General features: G+C 35.3%; 9 protein-coding genes. 1 reads left to right on the forward strand and 8 read right to left on the reverse strand.

Going from position 1 to position 13356, the window contains the following annotated elements:
* Nucleotides 1–168: 168 nt before the first annotated feature.
* Nucleotides 169–2823, reverse strand: a complete 2655-nt coding sequence (locus tag QP953_RS18230) for a TonB-dependent receptor plug domain-containing protein (RefSeq protein ID WP_309552258.1) — start codon at nt 2821–2823, stop codon at nt 169–171.
* A 309-nt stretch (nt 2824–3132) separates the two neighbouring features.
* A complete protein-coding gene (locus QP953_RS18235; protein WP_309552260.1) occupies nt 3133–3645 on the reverse strand; it encodes an RNA 2'-phosphotransferase in 513 nt (170 codons plus the stop codon).
* A gap of 310 nt (nt 3646–3955) precedes the next feature.
* On the opposite strand from QP953_RS18235, the gene QP953_RS18240 reads away from it, so the two are divergent.
* The gene (locus QP953_RS18240; RefSeq protein ID WP_052594325.1) at nt 3956–5458 is read left to right on the forward strand and encodes a toxin-antitoxin system YwqK family antitoxin; all 1503 of its coding nucleotides are present in this window, start codon (nt 3956–3958) and stop codon (nt 5456–5458) included.
* A gap of 64 nt (nt 5459–5522) precedes the next feature.
* Here QP953_RS18240 and QP953_RS18245 read toward each other — a convergent pair whose 3' ends face one another.
* The 6 genes from QP953_RS18245 to QP953_RS18270 form a co-directional block, all read right to left on the reverse strand.
* The gene (locus QP953_RS18245; protein WP_309552261.1) at nt 5523–6614 is read right to left on the reverse strand and encodes a hypothetical protein; all 1092 of its coding nucleotides are present in this window, start codon (nt 6612–6614) and stop codon (nt 5523–5525) included.
* Nucleotides 6615–9470 carry a PAS domain-containing protein gene (locus QP953_RS18250; protein ID WP_309552263.1) on the reverse strand — a complete coding sequence of 952 codons (2856 nt, stop codon included), beginning with the start codon at nt 9468–9470 and terminating at the stop codon, nt 6615–6617.
* A 1-nt stretch (nt 9471) separates the two neighbouring features.
* Nucleotides 9472–9981 (reverse strand): GDYXXLXY domain-containing protein, encoded by a 510-nt coding sequence (locus tag QP953_RS18255; RefSeq protein ID WP_052594332.1) that lies wholly within the window; start codon nt 9979–9981, stop codon nt 9472–9474.
* 5 nt (nt 9982–9986) lie between these two features.
* The gene (locus QP953_RS18260; RefSeq protein ID WP_309552265.1) at nt 9987–11096 is read right to left on the reverse strand and encodes a DUF4401 domain-containing protein; all 1110 of its coding nucleotides are present in this window, start codon (nt 11094–11096) and stop codon (nt 9987–9989) included.
* On the reverse strand, nt 11086–12156 hold the full coding sequence (locus tag QP953_RS18265; protein WP_309552266.1) for a DUF2157 domain-containing protein: 1071 nt from the start codon (nt 12154–12156) through the stop codon (nt 11086–11088). Before QP953_RS18265 ends, QP953_RS18260 begins: the two co-directional genes overlap by 11 nt.
* Before the next feature lie 392 nt (nt 12157–12548).
* On the reverse strand, nt 12549–13355 hold the full coding sequence (locus QP953_RS18270) for an aminotransferase class IV (protein ID WP_309552268.1): 807 nt from the start codon (nt 13353–13355) through the stop codon (nt 12549–12551).
* Between the last annotated feature and the right edge of the window lies 1 nt (nt 13356).

A 13356-nucleotide genomic window follows, 5' to 3' on the forward strand; every position in this document is an offset into this window, starting at 1 on the left:
TTGTAAGTGAAGTTTTTGGTTTTCAAATAAGTTATGCATCTAAAATAAAACACATGACTCAAAACTTCACATACAATTATCGATAGAACTTTCTATAATTAAATTAAAATAATTTTATAAAAACCTATAAACCAATTAAATAACAATCAAAAAACTTTTATCAACTTTTTAAAAATCAATCTTGAATCGTACATTAAAGCGTCTAGAGGTTAATACATTAGGAATAGCATAGCTGCGATTCGAAAAATCTTTAATCCAAGTATTCGAAGCCACATTTTTAACATCCATTAGATTAAACACCTCAAAACTAACCCAAATTCCTCGAATTCCTCTTAGTGCGTGTTTGGACGTTTTTTTAAATAGTGCTTTGTTTCCATCATATTTTTTGTCAATATGAATCTTGCGATCCCAAAGCCCAAAAGAAGCCCCAATGTCAATTCTATGATAAGCTGCAAAACGATAAGAATTTCTAAATTGTACATTGTTTTCAGGAATACCAAATGGCAAGCCTGTTCCTACTGTAAACGCAAAATTTAGTCGTGCCCAAGGAGCTTTCGGAAAATCATCTTGAAAGTACATAGAAAAAATCACCAACTGGTCGGTTGCTTTGGGGGCATCAGACAAGTATGTGGTATCAATAGTCGTTCCATTCAACGTTCTGACACCATGATTAACGCCATTAAAAGATTCTCTTGCTCTTAAAAATGATAGATTAATCCAAGATTCCAAACCGTCTACCAGCTCTCCATTTAGCCTCAAATCCAATCCTGCTACATATCCTGTTGCTAAATTGTCTCCATAGTATCGAATGCGAACATTTTCTATATCGTATGGTATCAAGTCCCATTGATGTTTATAATAAGCCTCTGTTATAAATTTAAAACGACGCTTAAACATAATAAAATCCCAGACAATTCCTCCCAACACATGCACGGATTTTTGTGCCCTTACGCCCGTGTTTACCTCACCTCTCAAGTCACGCAACTCTCTATAGAAAGGCGATTGATAGTATAAGCCTGTGGCTAATTTAAAGGTTAAATCTTTTGTTTTCTTAGTGGTATCTGCAATTGAATTTTGATAACGTCTAGGCGTGTAATACATCTGCAAACGAGGAGAAACAATTAGCTCTTTGTTGAGTGTCCAATAACTAGCACGTACACCTGCCGTCATCCGAAACAAATGCTTCATTGATTTGTGTTCCCATGTATTTTGAACGTAGGCATTTAGACGATGAGAATTCAAATTAACAGTAGTACGAATATAATTGGGAATATACACTTGGTTTGTATCAACAGGCAAAGTATAACCCAACGAGTCCAATCGACGCCATTCCTTCAACTTATCGTTGATAATTTCATTTTTGTAGCCAATTCCCCACTTCAACCAATGATGATTCTCAATCCCTGTTCTTTCGTAACGGTCGTACAACCAAGTCCCTTTTAACTGAACATTGGTTACGTTTGCTTGTAAAAAATTTCGAGCAAAGTGATGCGTTTCACCATAAGCCAGCGTTCCAATTACTTCTCCAAAATTATCTTCCCCCAGACCAGTTTCTATTTCGTCTAATTTGTAAAAGTTGATAATATCAATTCGTTCGTTTTCATTCGATTGATAATGAGATGCCAACAATTTTAGCTTTAGATTAGTTGCTACTGTAGCTGTTGTATCAATTTCTTTATCTCTTCCGCCTCCCCAAGGCAAAAAGGTAATCGCTGTTCCCGCTGTAAAATTCTCAAAATTAGAAATTTCTTGCCCTTCAAACAAAGTGGTCAAGCGCAAGGCTTGGTTGAATAACCCTGTTGTGGTAGAACTCTCTCTAGGAATCAAAGAATAGATGGAATTAGAATAATGTCCAATAGCTTCTACTTGCCATTTTTCATTAATATCATAAATAAAATCGCCTTGTATATCTACAAATTGAGGCACATACTCTCCTTTGACATCTAAAGAAGATAACAAATAAGAAGTTGTTTTGTAACGAGCCCCTAAGGTATAAGTAAAACGATTGGGGACTTTTCGTTGTTTAGAAATAGAATCTTTATAAACAGCACCTCCTACATAGACACTCCCTCCTAATAAAGAACCGCCAACAGAAGCTTCAAACTCGTAGGGGCGGCGATAATGCACGTCCAAAACCGAAGCCATTTTATCTCCATATTGAGCTTTAAATCCTCCTGAAGAAAACGATAAATAATCCAACATATCTCCATTTGGAAAAATTAACCCTTCCTGCTGTCCAGATCGAACCAACAATGGACGGTATATTTCAAAATCATTGACATACACCAAGTTTTCGTCGTAGTTTCCTCCTCGAACAGAGTACTGAGACGTCAACTCTCCCCCCGTTCCTGCGGTTACCCCTGGTGCCAAATACTTGATAAGAGAGGTTAAGTTCCCATCTGTGGTCGGAATGCGCTCAATATCTGCTTTCTCAACATGCAAGGCGTCTATCTCTCGTTTTTCGAAAGATTCCACAATTGCCTCAGGACCACTAACAGCATCCGAGAGCAATGTTACATCTAATCTTATGGGCTTTTTGGGAGCTACTTTTACCCCCAGTTCTTTATATGTTTTATAAGCAAGGTAGCTATAGCTAATGTTTATTCGTTTGTTGGCAGGCACCAACAATTTATATTCGCCATTTACACTGGTTACGGTGTTAATATCTGTACCTTCTACCAAAATTAAAACGCCAGTACCTGGTGTACCATCATCTAATAGAACCGTTCCTATAATGGTTCCCATCAATTGCTCGTCTTGGGCAAAGGAAAAGTTGGTGTACAAAAGGGTTGTCACAAAAGCCAACAAAAAAATACAACGCATAAGGGTTATGATTATTTCTAAAGAATTGCTTAATGCATAAATGTAAAGTTTTTTGTCATAAATTGGCTTTCGTTAAGAATATATTAGTGATGTAGTAGGCTTTTTATGTGTTAAAATTGGAAAATAGTTCTTTAAATCTTCGTTAAAAATAAGGTATTCAAGTCTATTTTTTAACAGATCTCAATCACTAAGCAACTGATACTATGCAGGTTATTACACAACAACAATTTAAACATCTCGTCTACTCCCCCTATAAAACGTAAGTTTTACTCAAAACGATGGCTAACGCCTTTTTTATATGCATAAATACTAGTCCAAAGTTTCTACTAAAGACAAATATTCAACAGGTACATGATCCGTTAACCAGACTTGATTTTCTGATACAAAAAATTCAAATCCTGCCTCATGCATTTCTTTAGCTCGGATTTCCAATATAACCACTTTGCCGTGTCGGCTCCCCACATTGCTAGCCGTATGTATATCTTTAGATAAGTGAACGTGGTGTCGATTTCTTTTTAGCAGACCTTTTTCTAGAATGGAATCTAAAAACCGAGTTGCTGTACCGTGATATAATATGCGAGGTGGTCTAACAGATTGATAACCTAAACTAATATCTATAGAATGCCCTTGGCTTGCTCGAATTTTTGTTTTATCTGTATTAAAAGCAAAACGTTGCTTATCATTATTAGCAACAACTTCTTCCAGAATAGGAAAGCTTATTTTTCTATTATGTTTTGCTAATTGATGCAGTAATTCTTCGGTTTTAGCCCAGCCATTTTCATCTAAATTTAGTTGTATAATTTCAGGTTTATGTCTTAACACTAGGCTTAAGAATTTACTAATTTTCTTATGATTCGGTTTCATTATTGTTATATTATGTTGGGTTTAAGTTTAATAATTTGTTAGAAAATCGCCATCAATCACTACAGCTACAATGACTGTAATATCATCTGTTAGGCAGAGATAGTACAATTTTTTGGCTTTGAAAGACCTCTACTAGAGTAAGAACAATCTCGAATTAAAGTTCTATTTTGATAAAGCCACTTTAAATTTTGAACGATATTCTAACTTTCAAATAAAAACCCTATTTTTACATAAAGAGTTTCACGAATTATCACAATCTAATATAAACATGATTAACAAACTACTTGTTGTTGTACTACTAATAGCTTTGACTAGTCAACTGATTGCGCAAGAGAATCGTAAAGAAAATGGTGTCAAAGTTGGGCGATGGGTACATAAAGATGACCGAGATTTGGTTTATGCAGAAGGAAATTATAACGATGGAGTCAAAGAAGGAAGATGGCTTTATTATGTTTCTCCCGTCAGTCGATATACAGGAGTGCCTGATGTAAAAGGAGACTATAATGCTGCTGGACAAAAAACGGGCACTTGGACTTTTATTAGTACACAAACGAAAATTAGAGTAGATGCAAATTTTGTGGATGGCTTGATGGATGGCACTTGTAGTTATTATAGTCCTACTGGAAAAATTCTAGCAACAGGGTTAATGAGCACTGGTATTCGTCATGGTCAATGGGTATTTTATAATAGTGGTAAAAAAATGACGGATGGTTTTTATCAAAATGGCATCAAAATAGGTAACTGGACCTATGATTACTACCCAGAACCAACCATGCACGTCAAAGGGATGTTTAACTTTGACGACGGCAACAAAAGTGGAAAATTAGAATACTACCGGGTTGATTATCACCCCAAATTTGGCACAGAAGAACTGCTTTCTGGTATTGGAACCTACTCCAATGGAAAAAAAATAGGTCGATGGATTGAATACAACCAAGGCCTAAAAGGCGAGTTTGTAGAAACAGGGAATTATAATCGCAATGGCAAACGTCATGGTTTTTGGAAATCTACCATAGAACGTAAAAATTATCAAGCAGCTATTTACGAAAATGGGGTTTTAAATGGCAAATTTATGCAATACCATGATAATGGCAAATTAAAATATGAAACGACTTATAAAGATGGTTTGCCGACAGGTCCTTTTGTGCGTTATTACAATAATGGGAATATCGAAGAAAAAGGAACCACTGTTTTTTCTCCCAACCCTTCTGATGTTACTATCGATACGATTTATTACACTTTAAAGCTTCCTTATGAGTATCATTTTCAATTGGTAGAATTGCCTAATTTTTATCGTATGAATTACAATTTTGCTACTTGGATTACAGATCCTAGTTATTCCATTGAGCCTGCTGAGTTGGATCGCCGTTTTGATATTTACAAGGACTATGGTTTGGAACCTAAAAAACGTATTGAATCAACCAAAATAACAGGAAGAAAGGCTGTCCGTACAGGCGAATATCAGGCATTTTTCAGAAATCAGAAACTAAAACTAGAGGGAAGTTATCATCCTAAGGTAACTGAAGTTTTCGATCCTGAAACCAATACCTATATCCGCGACTATGCTCGTGATGGTGAATGGAAAGAATACGATGACAATGGCTACGTCATGCGGACAATGTTTTACGACAAAGGAAAACTTTTAAAAATGTTGGATGATAAAGGTAATGAAGTTGGTGTCGGAGCAAAAGCCACCTCTACCGAAGAAACCAAATCCGAGCCAGCACCTGAAGAAGAAAACAAACGCGTTGAAGTAATCAAAAACAACTAAAGCAACAATATTTTGCAAGCCCTGCATGGTCAAATACCATACAGGGCTTTTTTTGTTGGTTCAATCACCACGCATTAATAACAGGCACCTCACGTTTTCTAAGAATTACCCGCCCTTTAATATCTTTTAGTTCCAACGCTGCAATTTTTCGTTCTTGATACCCTTCCATCCTATAAATACGTCGTTCAACAACAGCAGCTATTTTAAACCCAACATTTAATCCATTCAAAAAATTATCATTATTCAAGATTAGGTGTACTTTTCCTTGCAGTTCCTTCGTTTCTCGACCAAAAGCAGTTGTTACATCTCCTGAAGCAATCCGAGTTTTTTGCCCCTTATTCTCAACAAACAATTCGTATTGAATATTTTCTCCCTGCGGAGGATTGACAGAAACAGCATAAACTCCTAGAGCTAATCCTGCTAAGATGTTTTTAGTAACAATTTTTGTTGCCGCAGTTTGAAGAAACTTTTTTAGTTCTTTGTTATAACTTTCAGTCCCTTCCTGTCCTACTCCAACCCAATACGCCCAACCTACGACTTGCTGCTCCAAAGAATTTTCTTGAATAGAAGGAGGTAAATTAAAACTTAGAGTGCTAATATTGTCATTGGTTAAGTTGGTTCTGGAATGGACTCGTTCCTCTTGATTAGCAACTTCAACGACATCTAAATCTGTTCTTTTTAAAACTCTACGATATTTAGTTACATAAGAAGTATCATAAATAGTGGTGATTTTTTCGCTATAATTTCGGCGAATAGTATCTGTTATCGTCCGCCATTCTACGTGCGTATCAAAATCAACTCTAGCACTCGAATAAGGAATGCGTTCTATTTTGAACCGAACCCGTTTTGCTCCTCCCGACTTTAACCTAAACTCATAAATCGCTCGTTCAAATACTCGAATTTTCTTTCGATTCAAAGCATCTACTTGCAATACTTGATACTTTGTTTCGCCTTGATAAACCAAGACTTCAACGGCTTTAACAAACTTTCCTTTTAACATAGAAAGATCCAATACAATTTCATCTCCTGTTTCGAATGCAAAGAAAAAACGTTGTTCTCCGTTAATTTGTAGTGTTTGATCTGTCACAACAATTGGCTCAATAGGATTAGCCTGAACAACCGTTGCCATTAATAAGCAGATAAGAATACGTAACATTTAAACCTCTTTGAATGAAATGATATAATTGGTTCCTTTTTTAGAGTTATCTTTTTGCATGGTTCCTTCTAGTTGACGGGTTAAGTTATTGATTAACCTCAAACCTAAGGAATTGGTATTTTTAAAATTAATACTATCAGAATAGCCTTCTCCATCATCTCCTATTTCTAACACAAAGGAAGCTTTCTGAGATATTGTATCCTCATTTTCTTGTCGATGTATGGCTATAGTAATAATCCCTGCATTGTCTTTCTTAATTCCATATTTTAAAGAATTGGTTAATATTTCATTAATGAGCAATCCTAAAGGAATCGCTGTATCTATGCCCAAACTAATATCTGGAATATTCAATATCAACTCGACATTATTATCAGCGCCCTTAATAGAACGAATTAAATATTCACTCAATTCTCGCAAATAATGGCGGTAATCTAACTTAGAGAGATTATCCGACTGATACAACATTTCATGAACAATTGCCATAGAATTGATTCGATACTGACTATCTGCAAAAATTCGTTTTTGGTCATCGTCCTTAAGATAACTTGACTGCAAACTCAAAAGACTGGTAATTACTTGCAAATTATTTTTCACTCGATGATGAATCTCTTTAAGTAAAACGTCTTTTTCTTCATTAGAAATCAAAAGTGCCTCTGCCTCTTTTCGCTCTGTTACATCCAAACAGGTACCAATAACCCTAGAAGCAATACCCTTTTTATCTCGAAAATAAATGACATGACTTTCGATGTATTTTATCTTTCCATGAATAATTACACGGTATTCATTTTTATAATTAAACAATTCTCTATTGCTAAGATTGTATAAATAAGCATTCATTACCCTTACTTGATCATCTGGGTGCAAGATAGAAGCAATGTATTCATTTTTATTATAAAAGGCATTCCCAACTCCTTTTTCCAAACCAAACAATTCATACATTCTATCGTTCCAATGCAATAAATTCTCTGCAATTTGCCAATCATAACTCCCTAAACGAGCGGCTTGCGTTGCCAACTGCAATCGTTCTCTTCCTTCTAAAATTGCGGCCTCCGATTTTTTTCGTTTGGTAATATCCCTAGCACTCCCATACAATCTAGTCTGCTTATTCTCCTCTCCTCCAACAGATATATTATCCTCTATCCACAAATAATAACCATCTTTATGTTTAAAGCGATACTCTCTAACAATAGGTTTCCCTGTTTCGTGTAATTTTTCTCCTTGCGCTACTACCAATTCAAAATCATCCGAATGAATTCTACTAGGCCACAATAGAGGATCATTTTTGAGCTCTTGGTGCGTGTATCCAAAGATACCAATCGTATCTCCATTGATATAAGTGATCGGATTATTATACTCTTTTTCGTCTTCTAGCTCTACAATAAAAACAATTTCGTTGATGTTAGAAATCAACTCATTAAACTTTAATTCATTTTTGAGGGCAGCTTCTTGAGCCAACTTTAATTCTGTTACGTCCTGCTCAGTTCCTTTAATATAAAGCGTTTTGCCTGTTGCATCTTTTTCAACTCGACCAATGCCTAGTATATAACGATACGTACCACTGTCGTCCAAAAACTTATGCTCGTACTTAAAGTTAGGGTCGTCTCCTTCTATGGCTGCAATAATGACATTCCGAAATTTTTCTTCGTCCTCTTTTTTTATTTTTTTGATATAAATATTGTAAAGTTCTGTTGTCGGAGTAGAAAGATCTACATTATACGTTCGGTATTGTTGTTCTGACCATAGCAACTCTTGTGTATCAAAGGTATAGTGCCAACTACCTACTTTAGAGAGTAATTGCGCTTCTTTCAATTGTTCTTCTCTATCTTCTAGGATCTTTTTATCCTCTTCTAGAATTTTTTTGGTTATTTCTAATTCTTTGTTTTGTTTTAAATATTTTTTATTAATTTTTTTTAAACTTGTTTTGTAATAACTCTGCTCTATAGCAACTTCTGCCAAGTCTGCTGCCATCAAAATCAAATCCATTTCTATCGACACAGGTTCCCTAACCGTTGCAGAATAAAATGCAAAAGTACCCAAAACTTCTCCCTTGGGCGAAATAATAGGAGTCGACCAACAAGACGTAATTCCAAACGTCTTTGCCAAATCTCTACAGTTAATATAAAATGGATCAGTATGTAAATTAGGGACAATCACCTGTCTTTTTGATTCTGCAGCAATACAACAAGGCAAAATATCAACCCCAACAGTAATTCCATGGATTGATTCAATAAATTCTTTGGGCAAACTAGGCGCCGATTTGACCAATAGACGATTGCCATCCAACAACAAAATAGAGACCCTAACTTCTTCTAATAGTCCTTCCATTCGTTCCGCCAGCATTAATAAAATATCATCCACAGGCTCTTGTCTAGCAACCATTCGAAGGACATCTTTATTTAAACGTAATTCAAGGTTTTGTCGTTTTTGTATTTCTAAAACATTCAATAATTCTAGATTGAGATTTTCATTTTTTTTCTTTTCAGATAGTTCACGAACAACCGCTAACACATGATTTTCGTCAATTTTAGAATAGCGAACTTGGACAGGAAATAAGGTTCCATTTTTTTTCTTGCTAATTCCTTCTACATCAATGACCTCTCCAATGTGATATTGCTCCAAAAGAGCATTAATCCTATTTTTTGCGCTACTGTCTAAATCAACATCAAACACTGACATTGTATAAAATTCTTTTTTGCTGTAACCATATAAATCACAAGCTTGTTGATTTACAGCAACAAATCTTAAATCTATTGTCCTTATTTTGAGCATACAATCTGGGGACAAATCAAAAACACGTTCAAATGAATCCTCTAATTCCCTAGGTTGTTTGTTGTTTTCTGCAAAAAAATCTTCCATTCTACTCTATATCGTAATTATTTATAATTTTCTGCCCTGAGGCATCATACAACCCAACCAGCACTGCTGAGCCATCCGCAGCAACCCTCAAACCTCCATACGCTGCCTTTTCATAAGTAGCTGCTTGCCCTTCTTCAAACATAAAGGACTCTGCGCCTATTTTTATACTCCCCGAACTACTACCATAATACTTAATTGCAATTTCATCAGATGCCAACCCCTTATTGTTGTCTTGTAAGCGTTCGTAAGAAGCCACATTAGTAGCACTTTTTTTAACAATGCAATATCCTCTAGGAGAAAAACTGTCGTCCATATTCCAAGTATTCGTCATCTCATACCTCAACCGCATATAATCTCCCTGCATTAGCGATCTTGGGTCTAGAGGATATAAATCTAACAACACTAAGGTTCCATTTTTTATCGTATTTTCTTTCTGAACAATCATCCAATTAAACACGCCAAAAAATAAAATTAAGTTGCTTATAAAAATGACTTTTTTGTATCCTTTCATAATATTTATTTAGAGGGCTTTGACAACTCTGAATCATGTATGCGTTTCATCCCTGCTCCCAAAGCTAAAAATAACAGACCAGCACCTATCATCAACATCGACTTAAATAATAAAGTCGTATTTAAGTTGTAATAAAATAGAACTGTGAAAAAGAATATGGTCAAAATTCCTTGTCCAGCCAATAAGCGATATCCAGAATAAATACCCAAAAACAAAAGCAAAATACCTCCTACTATTCCTGGTGCTTTTATTAGCAATAATAATGCGATACTCGTTCCAACCAAAATAGGAATCTTGGGAACCTGCTTGCCTACTAAATCAATCGTTTCGCTGAGCGACCAAATTACCAGACTAAGTAACAACAACGTTGAAATCCACCAGTAGCTCCCCCATTCAGCTAATTGACCTTCATTTTGGTAGCCCCCATTCCAATTTACAGACCCTGATAACAATCCAATCATAGAAATAGAACAGGCATTTAGTATTGAACTATACCATTGCCCTAACCAAGGATAACTACTCAAAACTTTTGCTTCCTTTAACCACCCAATAGTAACAATTATAGCATTTACAAGAATGAGGAAATTAAATAAAACAGGGATTTTCCAATATTCGGCAATAAGCCAATAAGCACAAGCATTAAAACAACATATTGCTGCAAATTTTTGCAAATGACTCCCTGCCAAAATTGTTATCAATAATGATACCACCAAAGACACCCAAAGGAATGCCTCAAAACTCTCTCTTCCTCCTATAAAACCAATCGAAAACAAAACTGTTCCTACAATCATCAGCGCCATCGAAACAGACTCTGTATTCGTTTTTTGATTAGAGGCATATGGAATAATCAGGCTAAGTATTGTAATCATAACTCCTAACCCAAGCATTCCTACTCTGGAGTCGAGCAAACCTATCGCTGCCAAAAAAGAAAAAAAGAAACCAGCCGCAAATAGTGCCCCTCCAAAAATTAAAATTTGAATTAATACAGACGTTTTATTATCTTCTAAACGCTGATAATCTTTTTGAAAAGCCTTTGTATCCAACTTAGGGTTAACTCCTGCTTCCTTATATATTTTTAATAACCCTTTTAAATTTATTTTGTTTTTAAGCTTCATGGTCTAGTTGATTATAAGGGCTTGAAGTTTCTTTCGCTATCTGCTCCCATCTTTTTTTGATTTGAACAAGTTTCATCACTAAAAAAACAGTTGCTCCTAGATTTCCAATACTCAGCAATAAAAAGATCCCCTCATTAAAATTGTGGTCTACAAGAGATATAATCCAAGCATTGCCAATTACTAATACAGAAAGAGCAAGCATTGTTGTAAAGCCAATGTCTTTGCCTTTTTTAATGTAGTACCAACTTCCTCCAATTAATACCCCTAAATAAAATACTATATTTATTACTGATAAGTCTACTGCTGCTCTAAAATCAAATATCACCCAAATCATACCTATCGTCAGAGTAATGACTACTACTGCACCAATCATCCTTGTCAATAAAGCATGCACCCAATCGCTACGGTCTCCTTTAATCGCATATTCCCAGAGACACAACGCGATTGTATTGATAAAAGCTATGATTAAACTTAGCACTTCTTCATGTGTGTACATTTGAACTTGTACAAGGTACAAGACTATTGTTATATTGATTAAGACTAGGTAGAAAAACCATAAAAATGGAAAAGCAGCAATAGCAACCCACGCAGTTACAAATACAGACCATCCTAAGAAAAAGTCGTAAGCATCTGCTCCTGTCTGGTAAATCTGCCCAAATACAGCAAAAGCAATTCCTACTAGAACAGAAATTGCTGTTAAACCTAACTTTATAATAAAGTCAGAAGGTTTTGTCACGATCAAAGGAATTCCAATGCTCAATATCCCCAATTGGATCAAACCCAATTTTGCAAACTTGTGCAAGCTATCCCAATTATACGCAAAAAAGAAAATAATGCCAGAAAGGAACAAGAGTAGTCCCACACCTAGAAAGAAGCGGTAAGCAATATTAAGCCATTCTTGAGAAGTTGGATACAGAGAACTTTTTTGATAACCTAATTCAAGTTCTTCTGCTTTTAATTGACTATTCTTTGCCAAAAGATGTAATACTGACCTATTTAAGGGCACATCATCTACATTTTCAATATCATGAAAATGATCATCTACAGTTTCTAAATCCATAAGGGGGTCTTTTCTAAAACAACGGGACTTTCTAAAATATTCTTTTATCCCCTTGACAAGGGGCAGAACAATAGTATTCAAAAGAGCAATAAAAGGCTATCTGCCACAACTAGCAAAAAGTTTTTAATCCAGTAAGCAATTACTTTTGATTCTTTTTATAGTATGCTTGCATTGTGAACAAAAAGCAAAAAATGACTATTAACATTACTCCGTTGAAAAATCGTATTAGTTTGATTATCAGCAAGATGTATTTTTACCAACTTTTGCACTAAAAGACTGGTAATCAAACTAATACAAGATGCTTTTTTACGTTTTTTGTAGAAAAACTAAAAAATCAACGGAGTATTATATTAATATAGTCATTTAATTTAAAAACTGCCCTATTTAGACGCTTATAATTTGGCTTCAACTTTTTGATTAAGCCTAGTTATCAACCGTTTTGCCCTCTTGTTGGTTAAAATATTAGACCTTCCTTCTACTTGAGAAACCCATTGAATTCCTCTAATTGAATTGGTCAGCCAAATTTCGTCTGCTTCCAAAACATCTTTCCAAACAAGCGTTCCTTGTTCCAACACCATCTTCATTTCTTCAGCAATTTCGATGACATTTTGCCGCATGACACCTGCAATGCACCCCTCATTCAAATCTGGTGTATAAATTTTTTGATTTTTAACGACAAACACATTGGCAGCAATTGATTCGGCTATTGCTCCTTTTGAATTAAGTATCAAGCAATCTTGCCAAGCCTTTGCTTTTTTTTCTAAAGCTGCCAGCACATATGGAAGGGCACTGGTTGTTTTAAGGTTAGAAAGTTGATCTATAGGTAATTGCACAGTCGTGCAACACCCTAATCGAAGACCATCAATATTCAACTCAAAAGCTTCTTGACACAAAGGACTGCCTTCTATATAATAATCATAATCTGTTTCATTAGGAGTATACAATCCACCTCCTTTTCTAAAAAAAGTGATGCGAATTCTGAGATTCGCATCACTCTGTTTTGATAAAAAATCTTGTAAAATTTCTTGAAAGTTATTTAGAGACAGTGGCTTTTGGGAGTCTTGCATTTGCAAGGTACTCAACCCTTTAGATAGTCTAGCAAAATGTTTTTCTAAAAAAAGAATTTTGCCTTGACGAACTCGAATTGTTTCAAACAAACCATCTCCGTACTTAAATGCTCGATTAAAATGTGTTTGCATC

This window comes from Aureispira sp. CCB-E (genome assembly GCF_031326345.1).
GTDB lineage: Bacteria > Bacteroidota > Bacteroidia > Chitinophagales > Saprospiraceae > Aureispira.

Excerpts from the sequence above, each read along its gene's own strand:
- QP953_RS18230 (WP_309552258.1), bottom strand. The coding sequence starts at position 2,823 with ATGCGTTGTATTTTTTTGTTGGCTTTTGTGACAACCCTTTTGTACACC.
- QP953_RS18240 (WP_052594325.1), top strand. The coding sequence starts at position 3,956 with ATGATTAACAAACTACTTGTTGTTGTACTACTAATAGCTTTGACTAGT.
- QP953_RS18245 (WP_309552261.1), bottom strand. The coding sequence starts at position 6,614 with ATGTTACGTATTCTTATCTGCTTATTAATGGCAACGGTTGTTCAGGCT.
- QP953_RS18250 (WP_309552263.1), bottom strand. The coding sequence starts at position 9,470 with ATGGAAGATTTTTTTGCAGAAAACAACAAACAACCTAGGGAATTAGAG.
- QP953_RS18255 (WP_052594332.1), bottom strand. The coding sequence starts at position 9,981 with ATGAAAGGATACAAAAAAGTCATTTTTATAAGCAACTTAATTTTATTT.
- QP953_RS18260 (WP_309552265.1), bottom strand. The coding sequence starts at position 11,096 with ATGAAGCTTAAAAACAAAATAAATTTAAAAGGGTTATTAAAAATATAT.
- QP953_RS18265 (WP_309552266.1), bottom strand. The coding sequence starts at position 12,156 with ATGGATTTAGAAACTGTAGATGATCATTTTCATGATATTGAAAATGTA.
- QP953_RS18270 (WP_309552268.1), bottom strand. The coding sequence starts at position 13,355 with ATGCAAACACATTTTAATCGAGCATTTAAGTACGGAGATGGTTTGTTT.